Origin of the sequence: Micromonospora parastrephiae (assembly GCF_016802865.1) — a bacterium.
Taxonomy (GTDB): Bacteria; Actinomycetota; Actinomycetes; order Mycobacteriales; family Micromonosporaceae; genus Micromonospora; species Micromonospora parastrephiae.
Genome location: NZ_JAEVHM010000082.1, coordinates 1 through 24,165 on the forward strand (window position 1 = coordinate 1; position 24,165 = coordinate 24,165).

At 72.0% G+C, this 24,165-nt stretch carries 19 protein-coding genes and 1 pseudogene; 16 read left to right on the forward strand and 4 right to left on the reverse strand.

Annotation, left to right across the window (positions count from 1 at the left end; translation table 11 throughout):
* Positions 1-367: 367 nt before the first annotated feature.
* The 7 genes and pseudogenes from JNW91_RS17510 to JNW91_RS17540 all read left to right on the forward strand — a co-directional run bounded on the left by JNW91_RS17510 (position 368) and on the right by JNW91_RS17540 (position 9,204).
* Positions 368-1,612: a PP2C family protein-serine/threonine phosphatase gene (locus JNW91_RS17510; RefSeq protein ID WP_309244402.1), complete on the forward strand. Its 1,245-nt coding sequence runs from the start codon at positions 368-370 to the stop codon at positions 1,610-1,612.
* The gene (locus JNW91_RS17515) at positions 1,609-3,333 is read left to right on the forward strand and encodes a sensor histidine kinase (RefSeq protein ID WP_309244403.1); all 1,725 of its coding nucleotides are present in this window, start codon (positions 1,609-1,611) and stop codon (positions 3,331-3,333) included. Before JNW91_RS17510 ends, JNW91_RS17515 begins: the two co-directional genes overlap by 4 nt.
* Positions 3,330-3,782 (forward strand): response regulator, encoded by a 453-nt coding sequence (locus JNW91_RS17520; RefSeq protein WP_203176544.1) that lies wholly within the window; start codon positions 3,330-3,332, stop codon positions 3,780-3,782. Before JNW91_RS17515 ends, JNW91_RS17520 begins: the two co-directional genes overlap by 4 nt.
* Positions 3,775-4,584 carry an inositol monophosphatase family protein gene (locus tag JNW91_RS17525; RefSeq protein ID WP_203176546.1) on the forward strand — a complete coding sequence of 270 codons (810 nt, stop codon included), beginning with the start codon at positions 3,775-3,777 and terminating at the stop codon, positions 4,582-4,584. The genes JNW91_RS17520 and JNW91_RS17525 overlap by 8 nt, the downstream gene beginning before the upstream one ends.
* Positions 4,585-4,853: 269 nt before the next feature.
* On the forward strand, positions 4,854-5,828 hold the full coding sequence (locus JNW91_RS17530) for a coiled-coil domain-containing protein (RefSeq protein ID WP_238425186.1): 975 nt from the start codon (positions 4,854-4,856) through the stop codon (positions 5,826-5,828).
* Positions 5,829-5,864: 36 nt separating this feature from the next.
* Positions 5,865-7,426 (forward strand): annotated as a pseudogene (locus JNW91_RS17535) (fused MFS/spermidine synthase).
* 71 nt (positions 7,427-7,497) lie between these two features.
* Positions 7,498-9,204, forward strand: a complete 1,707-nt coding sequence (locus tag JNW91_RS17540; RefSeq protein ID WP_203176551.1) for a serine/threonine-protein kinase — start codon at positions 7,498-7,500, stop codon at positions 9,202-9,204.
* Positions 9,205-9,242: 38 nt separating this feature from the next.
* On the opposite strand, the gene JNW91_RS17545 is transcribed toward JNW91_RS17540, so the two are convergent.
* Together JNW91_RS17545 and JNW91_RS17550 are read right to left on the reverse strand one after the other, a co-directional pair.
* Entirely contained in the window at positions 9,243-9,911 is a 669-nt protein-coding gene (locus JNW91_RS17545; protein ID WP_203176552.1) for a potassium channel family protein, read from the reverse strand.
* Between the two features lie 17 nt (positions 9,912-9,928).
* Positions 9,929-11,263 carry a TrkH family potassium uptake protein gene (locus JNW91_RS17550; RefSeq protein WP_203176553.1) on the reverse strand — a complete coding sequence of 445 codons (1,335 nt, stop codon included), beginning with the start codon at positions 11,261-11,263 and terminating at the stop codon, positions 9,929-9,931.
* A 140-nt stretch (positions 11,264-11,403) separates the two neighbouring features.
* Between JNW91_RS17550 and JNW91_RS17555 the strand changes: the two genes are divergently transcribed.
* From JNW91_RS17555 to JNW91_RS17590, 8 genes are all read left to right on the forward strand, one after another.
* Positions 11,404-12,525 (forward strand): glycerophosphodiester phosphodiesterase, encoded by a 1,122-nt coding sequence (locus JNW91_RS17555; protein WP_203176555.1) that lies wholly within the window; start codon positions 11,404-11,406, stop codon positions 12,523-12,525.
* A 781-nt stretch (positions 12,526-13,306) separates the two neighbouring features.
* On the forward strand, positions 13,307-14,506 hold the full coding sequence (locus JNW91_RS17560) for a substrate-binding domain-containing protein (protein ID WP_203176557.1): 1,200 nt from the start codon (positions 13,307-13,309) through the stop codon (positions 14,504-14,506).
* 3 nt (positions 14,507-14,509) lie between these two features.
* Positions 14,510-15,253, forward strand: a complete 744-nt coding sequence (locus tag JNW91_RS17565; RefSeq protein WP_203176558.1) for an ABC transporter ATP-binding protein — start codon at positions 14,510-14,512, stop codon at positions 15,251-15,253.
* A 115-nt stretch (positions 15,254-15,368) separates the two neighbouring features.
* On the forward strand, positions 15,369-16,148 hold the full coding sequence (locus tag JNW91_RS17570) for an ABC transporter ATP-binding protein (RefSeq protein ID WP_203176571.1): 780 nt from the start codon (positions 15,369-15,371) through the stop codon (positions 16,146-16,148).
* The gene (locus JNW91_RS17575) at positions 16,148-17,038 is read left to right on the forward strand and encodes a branched-chain amino acid ABC transporter permease (RefSeq protein WP_203176560.1); all 891 of its coding nucleotides are present in this window, start codon (positions 16,148-16,150) and stop codon (positions 17,036-17,038) included. Before JNW91_RS17570 ends, JNW91_RS17575 begins: the two co-directional genes overlap by 1 nt.
* On the forward strand, positions 17,035-18,165 hold the full coding sequence (locus tag JNW91_RS17580) for a branched-chain amino acid ABC transporter permease (RefSeq protein WP_203176562.1): 1,131 nt from the start codon (positions 17,035-17,037) through the stop codon (positions 18,163-18,165). Before JNW91_RS17575 ends, JNW91_RS17580 begins: the two co-directional genes overlap by 4 nt.
* A 235-nt stretch (positions 18,166-18,400) precedes the next feature.
* Complete coding sequence (locus JNW91_RS17585; RefSeq protein ID WP_203176564.1) at positions 18,401-20,524, forward strand: RecQ family ATP-dependent DNA helicase; 2,124 nt, start codon at positions 18,401-18,403, stop codon at positions 20,522-20,524.
* Between the two features lie 150 nt (positions 20,525-20,674).
* Positions 20,675-21,604: a hypothetical protein gene (locus JNW91_RS17590; protein WP_203176565.1), complete on the forward strand. Its 930-nt coding sequence runs from the start codon at positions 20,675-20,677 to the stop codon at positions 21,602-21,604.
* Between the two features lie 10 nt (positions 21,605-21,614).
* Here JNW91_RS17590 and JNW91_RS17595 read toward each other — a convergent pair whose 3' ends face one another.
* On the reverse strand, positions 21,615-22,031 hold the full coding sequence (locus JNW91_RS17595) for a helix-turn-helix domain-containing protein (RefSeq protein WP_203176566.1): 417 nt from the start codon (positions 22,029-22,031) through the stop codon (positions 21,615-21,617).
* 246 nt (positions 22,032-22,277) lie between these two features.
* Here JNW91_RS17595 and JNW91_RS17600 point away from each other — a divergent pair, with 246 nt between their 5' ends.
* A complete protein-coding gene (locus JNW91_RS17600; RefSeq protein ID WP_203176567.1) occupies positions 22,278-22,727 on the forward strand; it encodes a hypothetical protein in 450 nt (149 codons plus the stop codon).
* A gap of 18 nt (positions 22,728-22,745) precedes the next feature.
* Here the strand turns inward: JNW91_RS17600 and JNW91_RS17605 are convergent, their stop codons facing one another.
* Positions 22,746-23,906 (reverse strand): class I SAM-dependent methyltransferase, encoded by a 1,161-nt coding sequence (locus JNW91_RS17605; protein ID WP_203176568.1) that lies wholly within the window; start codon positions 23,904-23,906, stop codon positions 22,746-22,748.
* Positions 23,907-24,165 lie beyond the last annotated feature (259 nt).

Genomic DNA, 24,165 nt, shown 5'->3' on the forward strand with positions numbered 1-24,165 from the left:
AGCGCGACCAGGGCCGCCGCGGCGGCCAGGAGCCGCCGGCGCGGTCGGGCCAGCGCACGGTCGGCGGGAGGTACGCCCGCGCCGGGGCGAGCCGGGCGGCCCGTCGCGGCCTGGGTGGGGGGTGCGCCCACGGGAACTCCTCGAAGGTGGTGGGGCCTGGGGTGGCACCATCCTGCCGTCCCGCGGCCCCGGACGGGACGGCCGGTCGGCCACCGATCGGCCCGGATGTCCGTCGGCGGGCAGTGACGCGGCCCATCCCCGCCCGCGCCGCGGCCGCCGTGTTGTGTGCGACCGTTGTCTAATACAGGATCAGCAGGGCACTCGGAAGGAGCCCGACATCACCAGCGAACTCCCGCGTCTCGCGGCGGTGACCCGGCCGCATCGGGGACCCGGCCTGGCCGGTTCCCCCGTCGTGCCGTACCCGCACGGCGGCCTGGCGCGGCACGCCAACCTGCCGCCGGGCGAGCGGTTGCGGGTGCTGCTGGTGGAGGACGACGAGGGTGACGCCTTCCTGGTCGGTGAGCTGCTCGCCGAGACCAACTCGATGATCGACCTGCTGGTCGCCACCAGCCTCCGGGAGGCGCGGCAGCGGATCACCGGCGTCGACTGCGTCCTGCTCGACCTGGGCCTGCCCGACGCGCAGGGCCTGGACGGGCTGCGCCAGGTGCTGGAGATGTCCAGCGGCGCGGCGGTCTGCGTGCTGACCGGCCGCTCGGACGAGCACCTGGGCGTCGTGGCGGTCGCCGAGGGGGCACAGGACTACCTGGTCAAGGGCCAGGTGGACGGGGTGCTGCTGACCCGGGCGCTGCGCTACGCGGTGGAGCGCAAGCGGGCCGACGAAAACGCCCGCCGGTTGCGCGAGGTCGAGCTGCGCCAGGCCGAGTCGGCCCGCCTCGAACGCGGCCTGCTGCCCCAACCGCTGATGACGACCGAACAGGTGGCGGTGCACACCTTCTACCGGCCGGGTCGGCACGCCGCGCTGATCGGCGGGGACTTCTTCGACGTGGTGCAGACCCGTCCCGACCGTCTCGACCTGATCGTCGGGGACGTCTGCGGGCACGGGGTCGACGAGGCGGCGCTCGGCGTCGAGCTGCGGGTGGCCTGGCGGGCGCTGGTGCTCGCCGGGGTGCCGGACGACGAGGTGCTGCCCGCGTTGGAGCAGGTGCTGATGAGCGAGCGCCGCCTCCAGGAGATCTTCGCGACGGTGGCCACCACCCGACTGGACCTGGACGCCAACCGGGCCACCGTCCGACTCGCCGGGCACCCGCCACCGCTGCTGCTCTCCGGTGGCCGGGTCACCCCGGTGCCCGCGCCCGGCGGCCTGCTGCTGGGCGTACGACCCCGCCGGCCGATCGCCTACGACCTGGAGTTCGACACCGATGATTGGTCCCTGTTGATGTATACCGACGGCCTCATCGAGGGGCGGGTGGGTACGGGCAACGAACGCCTCGACGTGCCCGGTCTGAGCGGGCTGCTCGACGAGCCGGCCAACCGTGAGGTGTCGCTGCCCGACCTGCCGGCCTGGCTGGTCGGGCGGGCCGAACAGATCAACGGTGGCCCGCTCGCCGACGACGTGGCGATGCTACTGGTCAGCCGGGGTGGTGGCCGGTGAAGCCGGTGAGCGGCGGCTGGAGTCTGCGCCGCCGGGTCATCACCCTGCTCACCGTCGTGGGTGTGTTGCTGATCGGCCTGGCTGCCGCGGAGGCGGCGATGGCCGCCCGCAACCGCACCCAGATCGACGCCGTCCTGAACCAGACCGGCCCGCTGCGGGTGCAGTCGCAGGAGCTGCTCAACGCGCTGCTCGACCAGGAGACGGCGGTCCGCGGGTACGCGGTGAGCGGCAAGCCGGCCGACCTGGGTCCGTACCGGGAGGGGCTCGACCAGGAGAAGGCCGTCATCGCCTCGATGGGGACGCTGCTCGGCGACTATCCGCAGGTCGGCCGGGAGCTGCGGATCGTGGAGGACCGCGTCCAGCAGTGGCGGCAGTCGGTGGCGGAGCCGGTGATCGCCACCACCGAGCGGAGCGGCACCCGCGCCGGCCAGGCGTTGGTCACCGACCAGGCGCGGCAGCAGTTCGACCAGGTCCGTACAGCGGTGGCCGACCTCCAGGAGGAGATCCTGGCCGCCCGGGAACAGTCCGCCTCCGACGTCCGCAACAGCAGCAACGTGCTGGTCGTACTGCTGATCGTCGCCGCCCTGGTGGTGGTCGTGGCCGGCGCGGTGCTGCTGCTCTCGCTGGACCGGATGGTGATCCGGCCACTGACCGGGCTGGCAACCCAGGTCCGCGAGGTCGCCGAGGGCGACTACCAGCACCGCATCGCCACCGTGGGCCCGCCGGAGTTCATCCGGCTCGGCGACGATGTCGACGCGATGCGCCAGAAGATCGCATCCGACCTGGCCGAGGTGCGGGAGGCCCGGGAACGCATCGAGTGGGTCAACAGCCAGCTCCAGAAGCAGGCCGAGGAGTTGACCCGGTCCAACCGTGACCTGGAGCAGTTCGCGTACGTGGCCTCGCACGACCTGCAGGAGCCGCTGCGCAAGGTGGCCAGCTTCTGCCAGCTGCTCCAGCGTCGCTACGCCGGGCAGCTCGACGAGCGGGCCGACCAGTACATCGCGTTCGCGGTCGACGGCGCGCAGCGAATGCAGCGCCTGATCAACGACCTGCTCGCGTTCTCCCGCATCGGCCGGCTCACCACCGGTTTCACCGAGGTCGACCTGAACAAGGTGCTGGGTGACGTGGCCGGCCAGACCGAGGCGGCCCGGCAGTACGCGGACGCGGAGCTGACCTGGACCGAGATGCCGGTGATCCGCGGCGAGGAGCCACTGCTCACCAACCTGCTCGCCAACCTGGTCAGCAACTCGATCAAGTTCCGTCGTCCGGACGTGCCGCCGAAGGTGCACGTCTCGGCCCGGCTGGTCGGCTCCGAATGGGAGATCAGCTGCCAGGACAACGGAATCGGGATCGAGCCGGAGTTCGCCGACAAGATCTTCGTGATCTTCCAGCGGCTGCACTCGAAGGACGCGTACCCGGGCACCGGCATCGGGCTGGCCATCGTCAAGAAGATCGTGGAATACCACGGTGGCCGGGTCTGGGTGGACACCGACGTACCGGAGGGCACCGCGATCCGGTTCACCCTGCCGGCGCTTCCCGAGGACGTCGAGGCCGCTGCTGCCGCCGCCGACCCGCCGGCGCAGTCGCAGCCCTCCGTGGCGGACGACGCGACGGCCTCGGCCGAGACGCCGGAGCAGTCCGCCGACCCGGACCGGCCGGACCTGCCTGGCGGAGCCCCGGAAAGCGGTAGAACGGGTGACATGAGGGAGACGGTGGGATGACCGCGCCAGCGGACGGCAAGAGCCCGATCGAGGTCCTGCTCGTCGAGGACGATCCGGGTGACGTGTTGATGACGCAGGAGGCGTTCGAGGAGCACAAGCTCCGCAACCGGCTGACCGTCGTGTCCGACGGCGCCGAGGCGCTCGCCTACCTGCGGCGGGAGGGCCAGTACGCCGACGCGATGGCGCCCGACCTGATCCTGCTCGACCTCAACCTGCCCCGCCGCGACGGCCGGGAGGTGCTGGAAGAGATCAAGAAGGACGAGGAACTGCGCCGCATCCCCGTGGTGGTGCTCACCACCTCCCAGGCCGACGAGGACATCCTGCGCAGCTACCAGCTGCACGCCAACGCCTACGTCACCAAGCCGGTGGACTTCGAGCGTTTCATCTCGGTGGTCCGCCAGATCGACGAGTTCTTCGTCAGCGTGGTCAAGTTGCCGCCGCGTGGCTGACACCCTGCTCAACGACGTCGGCGACCTGCTCTGGGAGGCCGCCGACCAGGTCGTGCTGCCGCTGTTCCGCAAGCTCGACGACGCCGACGTGTCGGAGAAGGCGCCGGGCGAGGTGGTCACCGTCGCCGACCGCCGGGCCGAGGAGCTGATCTCGGCGAGGCTGCGTCACCTGCGTCCCGGCTCGTTGGTGGTCGGCGAGGAGGGCGTCGCCGACGATCCGGGGCTGCTGCGGCACCTGCGCGACGGCGGCGACGTCTGGCTCGTCGACCCGGTCGACGGCACCGCCAACTTCGCCGCCGGCCGCCGGCCGTTCGCCCTCATGGTGGCGCTGTTGACCGATGGGCGGCCGACCGCCGGCTGGATCCTCGACCCGCTGGCCCAGACGCTGGCCGCGGGTTGGGCCGACGACGGCACCCTGCTCAACGGCCAGCCGGTGGACGGCACCGGGTCGGTGCCGTCGCTGGGCGAGCTGCGCGGAGCGGCGATGACCCGGTTCCTGCCCCCGGAGGCCCGAGACCGGGTCCGAGCCGGCGGCCGGCGACTCGGCGAGCTGCTGCCCGGCCAGCACTGCGCGGGCCGGGAGTACCTGGACATCCTCACCGGTGAGCAGCAGTTCACCCTCTTCTGGCGCACCCTGCCGTGGGACCACGCCCCGGGGGTGCTGCTCGTCCGCGCCGCCGGTGGCGTCGCCCGCCGGTTCGACGGTGTCGACTACCACCCCGCCGACGACGGCCGCGGTCTGCTCGTCGCGGCCAACGAGCAGGTCTGGGCCGAGGTGCACGAAGCCCTCCTCGGCTCCTGATCCGCGCGGCGCGACGGTCGCGGCAGGCCGCCTCCGCGCGCAGCGCGACGCTGGTGGCACGCTCCGTCGACACCTGGCCGCCAGAACGGTCACGGGGCTGGTCACCGGCGGGCGTTCCGGTATCGTGACCGGCGGTCTCCGCCAGCAGGCCGCCGACCGGCGCCGGCGGGGACGCCGCCGCGTAATGGGTTTCACCGGGGGCCGGCGGTCGACGGAAGGACGCTTTCGTGCCCAGGACCAGGCTCAGTCAGCAGCGCGTTCGCCGCGCTCTGCTCGGCGTGCTCGCCGCCGTCACGCTGGTGCTCGTCGGTGGTGCCGTCCCCGCGTACGCGGAACCCGACGAAGGCGGCACCAAGAAGCTGCGGGACGCGTTGGAGTTGACCGCCAAGGGCCACATCGAGGCCAAGGCCAAACTGGACAACTCCAAGCGCCGGCAGACGGCGTTGACCGGCGAGTTGAAGTCCGTCGAAGGTCGGCTGGTCGGGCTCACCGCCCAGGTCGGTGAGGTGGCCGCGCAGTCGTATCGGGCCGGTCGGCTCACCCCGGCGTCGATGCTGCTCAACACCGCCACGCCGCAGGCGTTCCTGCAACGCGCGGCCGATCTCGACCTGATGGCCCAGCGGGACAGCAAGCGGCTGCGTGATCTCGTCGACGCCCAGCAGCAGGCGCAGCAGGCCAAGCTCGCCATCGACGCCGAGGTCCGCGAGCAGCAGAAGCAGCTCGCCGTGATGGCGAAGAAGAAAAAGGAGGCCGAGGCGGCTCTCGCCGAGGTCAGCGGGGGCAGCAGCAACGGCTTCAGCGGCGGCAGCTCCGCCTCGGCGAAGCCCGCGCCGCGCAACTCCGACGGATCGTGGCCGCCCGAGTCGTGTTCGGTGAAGGACCCGACCACCTCCGGCTGTATCACCCCGCGCACGCTGCACGCGCTCAAGCAGACCCAGGCGGCCGGCTACAAGCGGCACGTCTCCTGCAAGCGCGAAGGCGGCGGTGGCGAGCACCCGAAGGGGCGGGCCTGCGACTTCGCGGCCGCCACCAACGGTTTCGAGGACCGCAACGCGACCGGCGGCGACAAGGCGTACGGCGACAGTCTGGCCGCCTGGCACGTGCGTAACGCCGAACGGCTGGGTGTGCTCTACGTGATCTGGTACCGGCAGATCTGGCACCCCGGCACCGGGTGGCGCGCGTACAGCGGCAGCGGCAGCCCGGCCGCCAGCCACACGAACCATGTTCATCTCTCGATGTACTGACCCGAAGCACCAGCTTCGCTGCGTACCATCGCGACGATGAGCTCCCCACCGTCCGACGTAGCGGCTCCGCCGGCTTCCTCGGCCGCACCCGTGCCGGTCACCGGCCGGGCGCTGCCCAACGGCCTGGCCGCGTTCCTGGTCTTCTTCTCCAGCGGCGCCGTGCTGGTGCTGGAGACCGTCGCGCTGCGCCTGGTCGGCCCGTACGTCGGGGTGACCCTCCAGGTGACCAGCTCGGTGATCGGCATCGCGCTGGCCGCGATCGCGTACGGGGCGTGGTCCGGCGGCTGGCTGGCCGACCGACGCGACCCGCGCGGCCTGCTGGCGCCGGCGCTGGTGCTGGCCGGCATCGCCACCGCGGTCACCCTGCCCGTCGTCCGGTACGCCGGTGAGGTGCTGCGCGGCGGCGCGGCCAGCGCCATCCTGCTGCTCGTCGCGTTGGCCGTGTTCGTGCCGGCCGCGCTGCTCGCCGCGGTCACCCCGCTGGTGGTGAAGCTGCAACTCGCCGACCTGCGCCGCACCGGTCAGGTCGTCGGCCGGCTGTCCGGGATCGGCACCCTGGGCGGCATCACCGCCACCCTGCTCACCGGCTTCGTGCTGGTCGCCGCCCTGCCCAGCACCGTCATCCTGCTGGCGTTGGCGGTCGCGCTCGGGCTGGCCGGCATCGCCCTCGGGTGGTATCTGCGCCGGCAGGCGCGCACCGACCTGCCCGGTCCGGCCCGGACCCGGGCCGCACTGGCCGTGCTCGGCCTGATCGGTGCGGGGCTGACCACCGTCGCCCCGAACCCGTGTGACATCGAGACGGCGTACCACTGTGCCCGGGTGACGGCGGACCCCGGCCGGCCCAGCGGTCGGACGCTGCTGCTCAACTCGGCCCAGCACTCGTACGTGGACCTGGCCGACCCGAGACACCTGGAGTACGCGTACGTCAAATGGATCGGCGCGGTCGCCGACGTGACCGCGCGGCCGGGCAGCGGTTGGACGCCCTGCACCTGGGCGGTGGCGGTTTCACCGTGCCGCGTTACCTGACCGCCACCCGGCCGGGCACCGACAACGTCGTCTTCGAGATCGACGGTGGGCTGGTCGAGCTGGGCGAGCGTGAGCTGGGCGTACGCACCGGGCCGGATCTGCGGGCGGTGGTGGGTGACGCCCGGATGCTGGTCGCCGGCGAGCCGGCGGACAGCCGCGACCTGGTGGTCGGCGACGCGTTCGGTCACCTGGTGGTGCCGTGGCACCTGGCCACCCGGGAGATGGCCGCCGAGATCCGCCGGGTGACCCGCCCCGGCGGGGTGTACGTGCAGAACGTCATCGACCATCCGCCGCTGCGGTTCATCCGCGCCGAGCTGGCCACGGTGGCCGCCGAGTTCACGCACGTCGCGTTGATCGCTCCACCGGAGGCGCTCGCCGAGGAGCAGGGTGCCAACTTCCTCGTCGTCGCCTCGGACGCTCCACTGCCCCTGGACGCCATCGGTGCCCGGCTGGGCGAGGTCGACCCGAAGGTCAGCCTGCTCTCCGGCGCGAACCTGACGGATTTCGTCGGCTCGGCCCTGGTGTTGACCGACGATTACGCCCCGGTGGACCAACTGTTGGCGACCGCCTGATCGGGTGACTTTCCTGACCGATTCCGATCCTTCAGGTGTAGGCAGGCCCCCTGCGGGCAACAACGGCCACCATGGGCGGTGGGGACCGGAACAACGCGCAACTCCTCGATGAGCGGTATCGGCTCGTCGAGCAACTCGGCGCGGGCGGCATGTCGGTGGTCTGGCGTGGCTACGACGAGGTGCTCGGCCGCCAGGTCGCGGTGAAGGTACTGGCGTCGCGGCTGGCGAGCGACCGGGCCTTCCGGCACCGGATCCGGGTGGAGGCGCAGGCCGCCGCGCGGCTCTGCCACCCCAACATCACCAACGTGTACGACTACGGCGAGTCCGAGCAGGTCGGCCTGACCGTGCCGTACGTGGTGATGGAGTTGGTCGACGGCGCCTCACTCGCCAACCGGCTGGGCCGGGAGGGGCGCCTGCCGTGGCGCGAGGCGGTGACGATCGGCGCCGAGGTCAGCTCCGCGCTGGCCACCGCGCACGCCCGCGGTGTGGTGCACCGCGATGTCACCCCGGGCAACGTGATGCTCACCTCGACCGGCGTCAAGGTGGTCGACTTCGGTATCTCCGCGCTGGTGGGGGAGAGCGAGAAGGGGCCGGACGGCGCGCTGCTCGGCACACCCGCGTACCTCGCCCCGGAGCGGTTGGACAACGGCCAGGTCTCACCGGCCACCGACGTGTACGCCGTCGGGCTGCTGCTCTACCGGATGCTCACCGGCCGGCTGCCGTGGCAGGCCAGCACGACCACGCAGATGCTGCGGGCGCACATGTACAACGACCCGGACCCGATGCCACCGGTGCCCGGCCTGCCCGACGAGGTGACCGACCTGGTGCGGCGCTGCCTGGCCAAGCAGCCCGTCGACCGGCCGGGCACCGCCGAACTGGCCCGGACCCTCGCCGAGGCGGCGGGGATGCTGGCGGCGGTGCCGGTCTCGCCGGCCGCCGGGCCACTGGACCCGGCCGCGCTGGCCAGCGCGGGCACGACCATCCTGCCCTGGTCCGCGGCGACCGACGCGTTGCCGCTGTCCCGGACCCGCAACCGCACCCGCCGGGAGCAACGACGTCGGCGGCGGGTCGAGGCCGGGGTGGCCGCCGTCGGCCTGATCGCGGTCACCGGAGCGATGTGGGGGTTCACCTCGCGCAGCCCGGCCAGCGGCGGCGACCGGCCGACCACCGAGGCCCGGATGGGCCCGCCGAAGGCGGCGCCCTGCGAGGTGACGTACGCGCTGCGTACCGACTCCGGCAAGGATTTCGCCGCCGAGCTGACCCTGACCAACAGCGGCGACCAGGAACTGCGGGACTGGACGATGAGCTTCACCTTCCCCGGCCAGCAGGCGGTGACGAAGGCGGAACCGACGTCGGTGCAGCAGCAGGGGAGCACGGTGCTGATCCGACCGGCCGCCCAGCGCACCATCCTCGCGCCCGGCGCGGCCGAGAAGGTCACCCTGGCCGGGAAGTACAGCGGGGCGAACCCGCTTCCGGTGGAGTTCCGGGTCGGCGACGCGACCTGCGGGGTACGCGTCTCCGGGGTGGCCGGCAGCACGCCGTCCACCGCCCCGGCGAGCAAGGCGGCCACCACGAAGGTGCCGCCGAAGACCCCGCCGAAGACGACGACGGCACGCAGCGGCTCCGGCAGCGGCCCCGGCTCCGGCTCCGGCTCCGGCTCCGGCTCCGGGTCCGGGTCCGGGTCCGGTGGCGGCGAGACGAAGGCCAAGCCTCCGAAGCCCCAGAAGGGCCCCGCGAAGCCCAGCGAGGGCAAGGCAGGTGGTTCGGGAAAAGGGTGAAAGCCCCTGAGGGGCACGGTGGTCACCACAGGTGACGGTCAGCGTCGTCCCGCGAACCGCTGCACCTGGTCGATACCGCCCTCCACCACCAGCAACCCACCCTGAGCCAGCGCCGTGTCGTCCGAGGCGTACCGGAAACGCTCACCCGGTGCCTTCGCGCCGATCACACGGACCCCGTGGCGCTCCTCCGGACGCAGGTCGAGCAGGGTCCGACCGACCAGCGACTCCGGCACCCGGATGGTGGCGATGGCGAAGTCGTCGTCGAACTCGATGAAGTCGAGCAGCCGGCTGACGATCAGATGGGCCACCCGGTCGCCGGTCTCCGCCTCCGGAAAGATCACGTGGTGCGCGCCCACCGACGACAGGATCTTGGCGTGTTTCTGCGACGTGGCACGGGCCCAGATCTGCGGCAGACCCAGCTCGGTCAACGCCAGCACGGTGAGGACGCTCGCCTCGACCGAGGCCCCGATGGCCACCACCGCCCGTTCGAAGCTGGCGACGCCGAGCTGGCGCAGCGCCCCCTCCTCGGTCGCATCGGCCTGGACCACCCGGTCGAGCTGGGTCGAGAAGCGTTGCACCTGTTCCGGGTCGCGGTCGACGGCCAGCACCTCGCGGTCCATCCGGGTGAGCGACCCGGCCAGGTGACAGCCGAACCGACCCAACCCGATCACCACGACGCCGCTGCCGTCCGATCGTCTCGCCGACACCTCGCCCCTCCTCGCGCCTAGCCGACAATGGGTTGTTCCTGGGGATAGCGGTAGAGGTTGCGCCGGGTGTTCAGGGCGATCGCCGACCCGAGGGTGAGCGGCCCGATCCGGCCGACGAACATCAGCACGGTCAGAACCACTTGGCCGCTGGCCGGCAGTTCGCCGGCCAGACCGATGGTCAGCCCGGTGGTGCTGAACGCGGAGGTGACCTCGAACAGGGCCGCGACGAGGCGTACACCCTCGGTGAGCAGCAGCAGGAGCATCGTTCCGGCCGAGACCAGCGCGACGCTGAGCAGGGCAACGGTGATGGCCTGCCGCTGACTGGCGGTGGCCACCCGGCGGTGCCCTACCGTCACATCGGGCTCGCCGCGCAACTCCGCCCAGATGGTGAACGCCAGCAGGAAGAAGGTGGACACCTTGATGCCACCGGCCGTGCTGGCGCTGCCGCCGCCGATGAACATCAGCACGATCAGCAGCGGGTAGCTCTCCTCCTGCAGGTCGGCGATGTCCACGACGCTGAAGCCGCCGGTGCGGCTCAACGCGATCTGGGTGAACGACGCGAGCACCTTGCCTCCGGCGTCGTACGAGCCGATGGTGCCGGCGTTGGTCCACTCTGCGACGAGCAGACCGACGAAGCCGAGCAGCAGGAGAGCGACGCTGCCCCAGACGGTCAGCTTGGTGGCCACCGCCCATCCGACCGGCTTGCGCCATTCACGGACGGCCTCGAACAGGGCGGGAAACCCGAGCCCGCCGACGATGGCACCGAACGCCAACGGCAGCGACACCCACGGGTCGCGGTTGAAGGCCACCAGGCCCTCGCTGTAGAGCGCGAAGCCACCGTTGTTGAACGCCTGGACGGCGTGGAACACGCCCGACCAGAGGGCCCGCCCCGGCGTGTAGTCGTACGCCCACCAGAGCCGGGCGGCGACCAGCGCGGTCATCACCGCCTCGCAGGCGAAGACGGTCACCGCGATCCGGCGCAGCAGCCGGGCCACGTCACCGATACCGAACTCCGCTGTCTCGGCCTGCACCAGCAGCCGGTTGCGCAGGCCGAGCTGACGCGAGACCACGAGGATCACCAGCGCCGCGGCGGTGAGGATGCCGAGACCGCCGAGCTGGGTGAGCAGGGTGATCACCAGCAGTCCCCAGCCGGACCAGTAGTTGGGGGTGTCGGTGATCGCCATTCCCGTCACCGACACCGCTGACGTGGCGGTGAACAGCGCGGTGACCAGGGGCGGTCGCTGATGCTGAACGGTGGCCCAGCGCGCCATCAGCAGTCCGGTGCCGAGCAGGATCGGCACCAGGAACCCCAGCGGCACCAGCCGCACGGGGTTGCGGAAAAACCGGCGCACCAGACAATCTTCCTTTTCCGTACGGACGTCGGAGTGGGAACGCCCATTCCGGAGATTCACCTGCCGGCCAGTCGTCGACCAACTCCCGGCCAATCGCGGGCGGTCTGCTGAAGGGCATCCCCCGACGACAGGAGACGGCGTTGCGACGTACCCTCTCGACCCTCGGCGTGGCCAGCGCGCTGCTCGCCGCCGCCGTGGCCGTGCCCACCATGGCCGCCGCCGACCCCTCGACCGGAGCGGACCGCACCCGGGCGAACGACCGCCCGATCGTGATCGGTCACCGAGGCGCCAGCGGCTACCGGCCGGAGCACACCCTGGAGGCGTACCGGCTGGCGATCCGGATGGGCGCCGACTACATCGAGCCGGACCTGGTGTCCACGTCCGACGGCGTCCTGGTCGCCCGGCACGAGAACGAGATCTCCGGCACCACCGACGTGTCGACGCACCCGGAGTTCGCGGCCCGTAAGGCGACGAAGACCATCGACGGTGTCGCCGTGACCGGCTGGTTCACCGAGGACTTCACCCTGGCCGAGCTGAAGACGCTGCGGGCCAAGGAGCGACTGCCGCAGGTCCGCGTCGCGAACACCGCCTTCGACGGTCGTTTCGAGGTGCCCACCCTCCAGGAGGTCATCGACCTGGCCCGGACCGAGGGGCGGACACGGGGCCGCACCATCGGCATCTACCCGGAGACCAAGCACCCGAGCTACTTCAGGTCGATCAACCTGCCGTTGGAGGAGCCGCTGGTCCGCGTGCTCCGGCAGAACAAGCTGGACCACAAGAACTCGCCGGTCTTCATCCAGTCCTTCGAGACGGCCAACCTGCGCAGGCTGAGCCGGCTCACCGACGTGAAGCTGATCCAGTTGCTTGACGCCACCGGCCGCCCGTACGACTTCACCGTCGCCGGCGACACCCGCAGCTACCAGGATCTCGCCCAGCCGGCAGGGCTGAAGTGGATCGCCGGGTACGCCGACGGCATCGGAGCGAACAAGAACCTGCTCGTGCCCCGCGACGCCGCCGGAGCCCTGCTCGCCCCGACCAACGTGGTACGCGACGCGCACCGCGAGCGGCTGCTCGTGCACTCCTGGACGTTCCGCGCGGAGAACCAGTTCCTCCCCGTCGACTTCCGGATCGGCACCGACCCCAACGCGCGCGGCGACATCACCGCCGAGTACGAACTCTTCCTCGGCCTGGGCCTGGACGGCGTCTTCAGCGACCACCCGGACACCGCCGTCGCCGCCCGCGCCGGTCTCGCCGGGAACTGACCCCGAGCCTCGGTGGGGTGCCCGCCCCGCCGGGTTGACCTCGGCCCGGAGCTGATCCGCTCCGAGCCGACCACCGGGCCGATCACGCCCGGCCCACCCGCTGGCCCGTCGTCCGTCACCCGGACGGCGGGCCAGCGGCACGTCCGGCGGACCAGGTGCCCTCGCGGGTGCGGGCATCACCACGCGGACGCTGTGGAGTTGATGCCGTAAACGAATCGCGCGGCTTACTCCCGCCCACGCCCGCCAACGCCTCGCACGTCCGCCTACGTCCGCGCACGTCCAAGGTCACGCTCGATCCTGGTTGGAGTGGCATCGCCGACCACCAGAGGCCACTAAATCCAGGATCGAGCACGATCTTGATCGGACTAACCGGCGGCCGGGCGGCAATTTCGCCTTGGTTGCTGTCTCCGGGCGGGCTGAGGCGGCAAGTTCGCCGATGTTGCTGTCTCGCGGCCGATCGAGGCAGCAATATCCAGGAAGTTGCGGTGATCTTCGCCTGCTGGACGGTCGGCGGCGCTGCCCGCGTCCGGCCCATCACGACGGGCCCTGCGGCTGAGCGAACCAGCGAAACAGGGCAGATGGCGCGGGGCGACACACGCCTCGGGTGGTCCGTGGCGGTGCGGGCCATCGAGAGCGCGGGTGCTCGGGTGGTGGAGCGGCCTGTTGTAACCTCCGGCCACCTCGTTCCTGTTACTTGTGTGTTTCTGCCACATAGCTCGTGGGTGACGTCACTTCTAGCGTGAGCCGACAACACAGCATCCTGTCCTCACCTGGAGTCGCGATGACGGTCCGGCACACGCGGCGGGTGTTCCTCTCCGCCGCCACGATGATGGCTGCGGCACTCGCCGCCACGGCCTGTGGTAGCCCGCAGGACACCGCCACCGGCGGCGGCGACAGCGCCGCGCCGGTCAAGGTCGGCCTGGTGTACTCCCAGTCGGGAGCCCTGGCCAGCTACGGAAAGCAGTACATCGAGGGGTTCAAGGCAGGGTTGGACTTCGCCACCCAGGGCACCGGCAAGGTCGGTGATCGGAAGATCGAGCTGACCGAGGTCGACGACGCGGGCGACCCGGCCAAGGCGGTCTCCGCGGCGAAGGACCTGATCGGCAAGGGCACGAAGATCATCGCTGGTTCCACGGCCTCCGGCGTGGCACTCCAGGTGGCGCCGATCGCGGCGCAGAACAAGGTCCTGTTCATCTCGGGACCGGCCGCCACGGACGCGGTGACCGGCGCGAACAAGTACACGTTCCGCTCCGGCCGGCAGTCCTACCAGGACGTGGTGACGGCCAAGTCGTTCATCGGCGACCCGACCGGGAAGAAGGTCGTGGTCTTCGCCCAGGACGGCGCCTTCGGCGACGCCAACGAGGCCGCCGTCAAGACCGTCATCGGTGGCGCGGGTGCCACCGTGAGCAGCGTCCGGGCCCCGGCCAGCGCCACCGAGTTCACGCCGTTCGCCAGCCAGATCAAGGCGGCCAAGCCGGACCTGCTCTTCGTGGCCTGGGCCGGCACGACCGCCCCGGCGATGTGGCAGACCCTCGACCAGCAGGGCGTGCTCTCCTCCACCACGGTCGTCACCGGCCTCGACATCCGCACCTCGTGGCCGACCTTCGGCGCAGCCGGCGCGAAGATCTCGTTCCTGTCGCACTACTTCGACGGCGCCAGCGACACCGAGGCCAGCAAGGCGCTCAAGGCCAAGGTCAGCACCATCGACCTGTTCCACCCGGACGGCTTCGCCGCCGCCCAGATGGTGGTCCGCGCGGTGCAGGAGGGTGGGGACGACGTCGACAAGATGGTCACCGCCCTGGAGGGCTGGAGCTTCGACGGGGTCAAGGGCAAGATGACCATCCGGGCCGCGGACCACGCGCTGCTCCAGCCGATGTTCCAGGCCAAGCTCACGGGCAGCGGCACCGCCTTCACGGCCACCGCGCAGAAGAGCCTCACCGGTGACGAGACCGCGCCGCCGGCCGTGGCGATGAAGGGCTGACCCATGCTCGCCACCCGCGGTCTGACCTGGCGGATCGGTGAGGTCGCCATCGTCGACAGCGTCCACCTCGACCTGGCACCCGGGGAGTTCCTGGGCGTGATCGGGCCGAACGGCGCCGGCAAGACCTCACTGTTCAACCTGATCACCGGCCTGCGCCGGGCCACGGAGGGCCGGATCACCCTGGAGGGGCAGGACATCGGGGCGCTTCCGCCGCACCGGCGGGCCCGCCTCGGGCTGGGCCGTACCTTCCAGGCGTCCTCGGTCTTCGGCTCGCTCAGCGTGCGGGAGAACGTCCGGCTCGCCGTGCAGGCGCACCGCGGGGGCTCGATGGCACTGTGGCGGCGGGCGGCGGCCGACCGGGAGGTGGCCGCCGCCGCCGACGCGGCGCTCGACCGGGTCGGCCTCGCCCACCGGGGTACGGCGCTCGCCGGCACCCTGGCCCACGGCGAGAAACGCAAGCTGGAGATCGCCCTGCTGCTCGCCGGCGAACCGCGGGTGATGCTGCTGGACGAGCCGATGGCCGGGGTCAGCGCCGAGGACGTACCCGAGCTGGTCGCCGTCATCAAGTCGTTGACCGGCGACAGCGGTCGGGCGGTGCTGATGGTCGAGCACCACATGGACGTCATCCTGGAACTGGCCGACCGGATCGCCGTCATGCACCACGGCGCGCTGCTGGCCTGCGACACCCCGGAAACGGTGATGGCCAACCCCACCGTGCAAGAGGCCTACCTGGGGGAGTCGCTGTGAGCGCGAGGAGTGAGCCGGGTTTGCGGGCCCCGCAGTCGCGAACGGAGGCGGCGCTGTGAGCGCGAGGAGTGAGCCGGGTTTGCGAGCCCCGCAGTCGCGAACGGAAGAGGCTCAGCTGGAACCGATCCTCAACGTGGAGGACCTGTCGGTCCGGATCTCCGGGCTGCACATCCTCCAGGGGGTGTCCTTCACGGTCGCCCCGACCGGCGTGACCGTCCTGCTCGGCCGCAACGGCGTCGGCAAGACCACCACGTTGCGGGCGATCGTCGGCCTCACCCCGCCCGCCGGGGAGGTCCGCGGCGCGATCCGGATGGGCGCGCGGAGCCTGCTGGCCCGCCCCACCCACCGGCTGGTCCGCGGCGGGCTCGGCTACGTGCCGGAGGACCGCTGCGTGTTCGCCGGCCTCACCGTCGCCGAGAACCTGCGGCTCGCCGAGCGGCGTGGCACCACCCCGGCGTACGACAGGGTTTTCGCGCTCTTCCCGGAGCTGGACCGGCGCGGACGGCAACGGGCCGGTTCGCTCTCCGGCGGGCAGCAGCAGATGCTCGCGATCGGGCGGGTGCTGCTCAACGACAACCGGCTGCTGCTGGTCGACGAGCCGACCAAGGGGTTGGCGCCGAAGGTGGTGACCGAGGTGGCCGAGGTCTTGGAACGGGTCGCGGAGTCGGTGCCGGTGCTGCTCGTCGAGCAGAACCTGGCGGTCGTACGCCGGCTGGCCCGCGACGCGGTGGTGCTGGCCGCCGGCAGGGTGGCCTGGACCGGTGACGCCCGCGAACTGCTGCTGGAGACCGGGCTGACCAAGTCGCTGCTCGGCGTCGGCTCGGCGGAGGTGCGCGCGCCGAGCGCGAGGAGTGAGCTTGCGAGCCCCGCCGTCGCGAGGAAGGACCAGCCCTGATGGGCACCGTGATCCTGTTGACGTTGACCGGGCTCGGCCTGGCGGCGCTGTACTTCCTGGTCGCCTCCGGACTGTCCCTGGTCTTCGGCCTGGCCGACGTGCTCAACTTCGCGCACGGGCTGTTCCTCGGCGTGGGCGCTTACGGCACCTGGTGGGCGGCGGGCAACCTGCCGGGCGCCGGCTCCGACGGGTTCGGCTTCGTGCTCGCGGTCGCCTTCGGGGTGGCCGCCGGCACGCTGGTGGCGATCCTGGTCGAGCTGGTGCTGATCCGTCCGCTGTACTCCCGCACCATCGAGCAGGTGCTGGTCACCGTCGGCCTGTCCCTGGCCGGGGTGGCGTTGCTCCAGGCCACCTGGGGTGCGGACGCGCGACCGTTTCCGCGCCCCGACTGGACCCGGCAGGTGACCGGGATCCTCGGCGCGCAGGTGCCCAACGGCGGCCTGCTGCTGATCCTCGCGGCGGCGCTGGTGCTGGGCGCGATCCTGGCGTTTCTGCGGTGGACCCGCTACGGCCTGGTGATCCGGGCCGGTGTGGAGAACCGGGAGATGGTGACCGCGCTCGGCATCGACGTCCGCAAGGCGTTCACGCTGGTCTTCGCGATCGGTGGGGCGGCTGCCGCGCTCGCCGGCGCGCTGGGCGGGGTCTACTTCGGCACCGTCTCGCCCGGTCAGGGCGGCTCGCTCCTGATCTTTGCGTTCATCGTGGTGGTGATCGGCGGGATGGGTTCGGTGGTCGGCTCCGCGTACGCGGCGGTCGTGGTGGGGCTCGTGCAGCAGTTCGTCAACTACTACGGCACGTCCGGGCTGGGCGACATCTGCGTGGTCGGGCTGCTGGCCGTGGTACTGCTGCTGCGCCCGCAGGGCATCGCCGGAAAGGTGGCAACGGCATGACGGTGATCGACGCGCCTCGCGCGCAGGTGCCCGACGAACTGAGTCCGCAGCGGGGGCGGTGGCACCGGGTGCGCCCGTTCCTGCCGCTGGTCGCGCTGCTCGTGTTGGCGATCCTGCCGTACTCGACGATCTCCCTGCCGGGGATCTTCGAGGGGCCGGTCAACTCGCCCGGCACCCTGCAACTGCTCGCCATCTGCCTGATCTTCGGTGGTCTGGCCGCCGGGTACGACCTGCTCTTCGGCCGGACCGGCATGCTGTCCTTCGGGCACGCGCTCTACTTCGCCGCCGGTGTCTACGGCACCGACATCCTCGTCACCCGGGCCGGCCTGCCGCTGTGGCAGGCGGCGTTGCTGACCGTCACCGGCGGCACGATCCTGGCCGCGCTGCTCGGCGCGGTGGCGCTGCGGACCGTGGGCATCGCGTTCGCCATGGTCACGCTGGCGTTCGCCCAGGTGGGCGCGATCCTGGTGGCACGGGACTTCGATGGGCTCACCGGCGGTGAGGAGGGCCTGCCGCTGGACGTGTCCGGGCTGCCCGCCGGGCTGGTCGGGGTGACCAACACGGTCAACCTGTACTGGTTGGCGCTCGCGTACCTGACCCTGGTGGTCTTCGTGGTGCACCGGGTGAGCGGTTCCCCGACCGGTCGGGTGCTCGCCGGGCTGCGCGACGACGAGCGGCGGATCGGTGTGCTCGGGCTGGACCCGTACCGCTACAAGCTGGTGGCGTTCACCCTGGCGGGTGGGTTGGCGTCGGCGGGCGGGGTGGTCTACGTCCTGATCGTCGGCGGCGCGTCACCGCACATCACGTCCTCCGAGCTGACCCTGTCGCTGCTGGTCATGGTGGTGCTCGGCGGGCCGGGCACCCGGTGGGGGCCGGTGCTCGGCGGCGTCCTCTACATGTACCTGGACCACCGGCTCACCGCGTTCGGCACGAGCGACGCGGTCGACAACCTGCCGGCGGTCCTCAGCCGCCCGTTGAGCCAGCCGCTGTTCGTCCTCGGCACGGTCTTCATCCTGGCCGTCTACTTCTTCCCGGGGGGCCTGACCAGCCTGGCCCCCCGCGTATCCCACCTGACCCGCTCCCTCCGCCCCCCCCCCTTCGACCCCCCGTCGATCATGAAGTTATAGCCACGACACGCCGTGGCGGATGGCGATAACTTCATGATCGACGGGGTCGCGCGTATGGGGAGGTTGGGGTGCCGGTTACTTCACCGGCCAGGTCCTCGGCGTGAACGGAGGCTCTGTCCTCGGCCGCTGACCCGGCCCCTGTTGATCAAGAGATTTGCGTCATTCTCCGGCTGGATTCTGACGCAAACCTCTTGATCAACAAGGGCTTGGCGGACGGCGCTGGTAGACATGTCGGGTGGAGACAGCAGAGCGGGCGGCGGTACGGGAGCGGGCCGAGGCGGTGCTGCGCCGGCTGGCCGGTGAGCACGCCCGGCTGCGTGAGGACCAGTGGCGGGCCATCGAGGCGCTGGTCGTCGACCGGCGGCGGGTGCTCTGCGTCCAGCGCACCGGCTGGGGCAAGTCGGCGGTCTATTTCGTGGCCACCGCCCTGCTCCGCGAGGGCGGCGAGCACGGCCCGACCGTCATCGTCTCGCCGCTGCTGGCGCTGATGCGTAACCAGGTCGAGGCGGCTGCCCGCGCCGGTATCAGGGCCCGCACGATCAACTCGGCGAACCTCGACGAGTGGGACGAGATCACCGCGGAGATCCAGACCGGTGCGGTGGACGTCCTACTGATCAGCCCGGAGCGGCTCAACAATCCGGACTTCCGCGACGGGGTACTCCCGAAGTTGGCTGCTACCACCGGTCTGCTGGTGGTCGACGAGGCGCACTGCGTCTCCGACTGGGGGCACGACTTCCGGCCGGACTACCGGCGGCTGCGCACGTTCCTCGCCGAGTTGCCGGAGCGCACCCCGGTGCTGGCCACCACTGCAACCGCCAACGCCCGGGTCACCCAGGACGTGGCGGAGCAGTTGGGCGACGCCCTCGTCCTGCGCGGCACCCTGGACCGGGAGTCGCTGCGCCTCGGCGTGCTCGACCTGCCCAGTCCGGCGCATCGGCTGGCCTGGCTCGCCGACCACCTGGACGAGCTGCCCGGCTCGGGCATCGTCTACACGTTGACCGTGGCGGCAGCGGGGGAGACGGCCGAGTTCCTGCGTTCGCGGGGCTACCCGGTGGCCTCGTACACGGGGCAGGCCGACGACGCCGACCGGCGGGCCGCCGAACAGGACCTGCTCGACAACAAGATCAAGGCGTTGGTCGCGACCAGCGCGCTCGGCATGGGCTTCGACAAACCCGACCTGGGCTTCGTCGTCCACCTCGGCGCGCCGCCGTCGCCGATCGCGTACTACCAGCAGGTCGGTCGCGCCGGCCGCGCCGTCGAGCATGCCGAGGTGCTGCTGCTGCCCGGCGTCGAGGACGCCGCCATCTGGCGTTACTTCGCCTCGCTGGCCTTTCCACCGGAGCAGCAGGTCCGGGCCGTGCTGGCCGCCCTGCACACCGACCGACCGCTCTCCACCCAGGCCCTCGAACCGCTCGTCGACCTGCGCCGCGCCCGCCTGGAGCTGATGCTCAAGGTGCTCGACGTGGACGGCGCGGTCCGTCGGGTGCGCGGTGGCTGGCTCGCCACCGGCGAGCCCTGGGCCTACGACGAGGCCCGGCTGCGCCGCGTCGCCGAGGCGCGCACCGTCGAGCAACAGGCCATGCGGGAGTACGCGACCACGTCCGACTGCCGGATGCGGTACCTACGGGAGCGCCTGGACGACACCGGGGCCACGAACTGCGGCCGGTGTGACCGGTGCGCCGACCCGCTGTTCGCCCCGGACGTGTCGACGGCCGCGCTCGCCGCCGCGCAGACCTTCCTGGGCCGGCCCGGCGTCGAGATCGCCCCGAAGAAGCTCTGGCCGACCGGGCTGGACGCGGTGGGCGTACCCCTGAAGGGCCGGATCGCGCCGGCGGAGCAGGCGCTGCCGGGCCGTGCGGTCGGCCGTCTCTCCGACCTGGGCTGGGGTGGCCGGCTGCGCGACCTGGTCGGCCCGGAGGCACCCGACGCGCCGGTGCCCGACGACGTGGCCGCCGCCGTGGTGGAGGTGCTCAAGGCGTGGGCGCATGGCGACGACCCGTGGCCCCGCCGCCCGGTGGCGGTGGTCGCGGTCGGTTCCCGTCGGCGGCCCCGGCTGGTCGGCTCGCTGGCCGAGCGGATCGCCGCCGTGGGCAGGCTGCCGTTGCTCGGGGAGGTCCCCGCGAGGAGTCCGGGCGGTGCCGGCGGGCCGCGCGGCAACAGCGCCCAACGGGTACGCGCGCTGCACGACGCCTTCACCGTGCCGACCGACCTGGCCGACGCGCTGGCCGGGCTGGCCGGTCCGGTGCTGCTCGTCGACGACCTGGTCGACTCGGGTTGGACGATGACGATGGTGACCCGGGCTCTGCGCCGGGCCGGCGCACCCGACGTGCTCCCGCTGGCCCTTGCCGTGGCTGGTTGAGCGTGCGCCCGCGGAAAAGTTCCCGGGCGCGGCCGATTGCGACCGTCGCCACGCCGTCCGGGCGTCGTCCGGGAGTGGCCCGCCGCGGCGGTACCGTGGGCGGCATGACCGATCAGCAGTCTGTCACCGGTTACGCACTGGACGCCGGCGATGCCTGACCAGGTCTCCGCCGCGCCGGATCGGAGCACGCTCCGGCTGGCGCTGGTGGTCGGTGGGTTGGTCCTCTCGGTGCTGCTCGGCTTCGGCCTGGGCCGCCTGAACGCCGGCACCACCACCGGCGCCGGCGGCCCGTCGGTGGCCGTCGACCACACCGACCCGCCGGGCACTGCTCCGCACAACCACGGCACTGTCACGGGCAACGACCAGGGTGCGGGCGTCGAGCCGGGCGGCCTGTCGGTCAGCTCGGCCGGGTACACGTTGGCCCCGCTGACCACCGAGTTCCCCGCCGGTCGGCCGGGGCAGCTCCGCTTCCAGGTGCGGGACGTGCAGCGTCGGCCGGTCACCCGTTTCGCCGTCGTCCACGACAAGCCGATGCACCTCATCGTCGTGCGGCGGGACCTGACCGGTTACCAGCACCTGCACCCGAGCATGGCGTCGGACGGCACCTGGTCCGTGCCGCTGACCCTCACCGAGGCCGGCGCCTGGCGGGCGTACGCCGACTTCACCGTGGTCGCCGACAACGGCGGCCAGACCGCGGTGACCCTCGGCGTGGACCTTGTCGTGCCGGGCGGATACCAGCCCCGGCCGCTGCCGGAGCCGGCCACCTCGACGACGGTGGACGGGTTCACCGTCGGCTACCAGGGCGAGCCGCAGGTCGGCGCGACCGTGCCGCTGACCTTCCGGGTCGACGCCGCCGGTGGCGCCGCGCCGCTGGAGCGCTACCTCGGGGCGTACGGGCACCTGGTGGCGCTGCGCGAGGGTGACCTCGGCTACCTGCACGTGCACCCGGAGCCGGAGTTGGTGGACGGGCAGGTGAAGTTCTGGCTGACCGTCCCGGGCTCCGGCCGCTACCGCCTCTTTCTGGACTTCCGGGTGAAGACGGAGGTCCACACCGCCGAGTTCACGCTCACCGTCCCCTGATCCGCGTGGCTCAGCCGGCGCGGCGGATGGGCCGGCGGGCCAGGTACCGGAGGAGATCACGGATGTGGTGCTTCTCCTCGGCGGTGACGCTGGGGTCGGCCAGCCGGTCGAGGATCGCCCGGACGTCGGCCTCGACCGGGCCGTCGTCGTTGCGGCGACGGGGAGCCGGACCGGCGTCGGGCAGACCGAGCGCCCGGAACGCGGCGGCCACCGGCAGGTCCAGTGCCGCGCAGAAGCCCCGCACTTTGGCCAATTCGGGATAGTCCTGCCAATCTCCGGCCAGCCAGCGGAAGACCGTGGAGCGGCCCACGCCCGTGTGCGAGGCAAGATCGGTGACGGTCCACCCGCGTTCGTCGCGAGCATCGTCGATGGCGCGCCGGACGAAGCGGGCGAACGCCATCTGTGGCGAAACCTCTGCGGAACCCATCCCTGCGGGTCTTCCCTCCCGGCCGGAGCACTGGGCGATGCGCCTCCCGAGGGTAGTACGCGCCGGGCCGGAAACAATTGACTGACCGCACAATCTGTCCCGTGGACGGGACTTTTTCTCCGGCAGCATGGCGAACAGCCGGAACAGAACATCGGCAGCCATTGCCGTTCATCAACTAAGCTCTGCTCCCGGCGTAGCGCCCGTCCCGTCTGCCGTGTCCGACCGCAGCACCGCTGAGGAGCAATCATGGCCGAACCGAGCCGTCCGCAGCCGTACCAGCCCGGTGCGGTGAGCCTCTTCTTCGTCGCCAAGGCCGGTGTGTTCGCCGCCGGGTTCTGGATCTGGCTGCTGGTCCTGGTCCTGCGCACCGGCTCGGCCACCGGCCTGCACGTCCTGGCCGCCACGGGCGCGATCACCACCACGCTCGTCGGGGTGGTGCTGGGCGCCCGGATGGCGTTGCAGCACAACGCAGCGGTCCGGCACGCCGAGACCAAGAAGCTCCTCGTCGACATCTCCTGGAACGCCTTCACCGCGGCCGGCAACGCCGAGGGCACGGGCAAGGTCGTGCCGTTCCCGACCAACCTGGGGGACAGCGACTGGGCCTCCCAGCGGGCCGGCATCGAGCGGGTCCCGACCCTCGACCGGGGGGCCGGTGACCGGATCGGGCGCGACCGGAGCGGCGACCGCCTCCGCTAGTCGCGCACGACAGGACGGCTAGGCGGCCGGCACCTCGTCGGAGGACAGCAGCGTCTCCAGCCGGGGCGTGACCTGCCACTGGTCGACCAGTTCCCGGTACTCCGCGCGTTGCGCGTCGGTCGGGCCGGTGCCCGTCCGGCGGGCCCGGATCAGCAGGTTACGCGGGGTGTGCTGCGAGTCGACGAACTCCACCACCTCGGCCCGGTACCCGTGCACCCGCAGAAGCCCGGCCCGCAGCGCGTCGGTCAGCACGTCGGCAAAACGCTCCCGCAGGATGCCCTGCCGGGTCAGCAGCTCGTACGGGGCCGGGGCGGGGTGGGCGCGGAGCTGCTTCGCCAGGTCGTGGTGGCAGCACGGTGCGGCCAGCACCCAGCGGGCGTCCCAGCGCACCGCACGCGCCAGTGCTTCGTCGGTGGCGGTGTCGCAGGCGTGCAGCGCCAGCACCAGGTCCGGGGAGGGGTCGACGACGGCGTCGGCGATCGTGCCGGCCACGAAGCTGACCCGGTCGGCCCAGCCCAGCCGCTCTGCCAGCTCGGTGTTGCGCCGCCGCTGGTCCTCCCGGACGTCCACGCCGATCAGCTCGACGTCCAGCCCTCGGCCGGTCAGGTAGCGGTAGGCGGCGAAGGTCAGGTACGCGTTGCCGCAGCCCAGGTCGACCACCCGCAACGGACCGGTCAGGTCGTCGGGCAGGGTCGCGGCGAGGGCCCGCAGGAACGCGTCGACCTGGCGGCGCTTGGCCGCCGAGCCGCCGATCTCGGCGAAGATCTTATCGCCCGGGTCGAGCAGGTACTCCTTCGCCCGGTCGTTCCCGCCGGGCGTCGCCGCCGGTCGGGCCGTCGCGGCGCGGTGCACCTGCGCCTCGCCGGACTTGGTCACCCGCAGCTGGAGCGTCGCGTCGGCCGTCTCCACGTGCCAGTTGCCGAACGGCTCGGCCAGCAGCTCGTCGACCGCCACGGCGGCCTCGGGACCGGGGGCGACGTTACGGGTGTACGGGCGGGCGCCGTCGGACGTGGCGATCTGAAGCCGGGACCCGGCCTTGAGCGTCACCGGCCGCAACTCGGCCCGCAGCACGGTGGGGCGGCGCCCCCGGCGGCGGCCGGCGGCGACCGCCCGGGTCAGCGCGGGGTCGAGCAGCAGCGCCCGGACCTCGGTCAGAGCAGCGTCCAGTGGTTCCGGCATCGTTCCATCTTCGGCAGGTGGGATGGGAAGGGAAACATCCCCCGTACCGCGCTGAGGCGGTGCGGGGGATGTCGGGTGTGTCGCTGTGGGTCAGTCCGCGGTCGCCTCGGCCGGCGTACCCGCGCCGGAACCGCCACCACGACGGCGCCGGCGGCGACGCGGCTTCGACGGTTCGCCGTCGCCGGCGGCGGCCGGCTCGGACGGACCCGCGTCGGCGGTGATCACCGCGGTCGGCTCGCCCACGACCACCTCGCCGGCC

Bases quoted from the DNA above. Each gene is read 5' to 3' on its own strand.
- JNW91_RS17520 (WP_203176544.1), top strand. From the start codon at position 3,330: ATGACCGCGCCAGCGGACGGCAAGAGCCCGATCGAGGTCCTGCTCGTC.
- JNW91_RS17540 (WP_203176551.1), top strand. From the start codon at position 7,498: ATGGGCGGTGGGGACCGGAACAACGCGCAACTCCTCGATGAGCGGTAT.
- JNW91_RS17560 (WP_203176557.1), top strand. From the start codon at position 13,307: ATGACGGTCCGGCACACGCGGCGGGTGTTCCTCTCCGCCGCCACGATG.
- JNW91_RS17565 (WP_203176558.1), top strand. From the start codon at position 14,510: ATGCTCGCCACCCGCGGTCTGACCTGGCGGATCGGTGAGGTCGCCATC.
- JNW91_RS17575 (WP_203176560.1), top strand. From the start codon at position 16,148: ATGGGCACCGTGATCCTGTTGACGTTGACCGGGCTCGGCCTGGCGGCG.
- JNW91_RS17580 (WP_203176562.1), top strand. From the start codon at position 17,035: ATGACGGTGATCGACGCGCCTCGCGCGCAGGTGCCCGACGAACTGAGT.
- JNW91_RS17590 (WP_203176565.1), top strand. From the start codon at position 20,675: ATGCCTGACCAGGTCTCCGCCGCGCCGGATCGGAGCACGCTCCGGCTG.
- JNW91_RS17595 (WP_203176566.1), bottom strand. From the start codon at position 22,031: ATGGGTTCCGCAGAGGTTTCGCCACAGATGGCGTTCGCCCGCTTCGTC.
- JNW91_RS17600 (WP_203176567.1), top strand. From the start codon at position 22,278: ATGGCCGAACCGAGCCGTCCGCAGCCGTACCAGCCCGGTGCGGTGAGC.
- JNW91_RS17605 (WP_203176568.1), bottom strand. From the start codon at position 23,906: ATGCCGGAACCACTGGACGCTGCTCTGACCGAGGTCCGGGCGCTGCTG.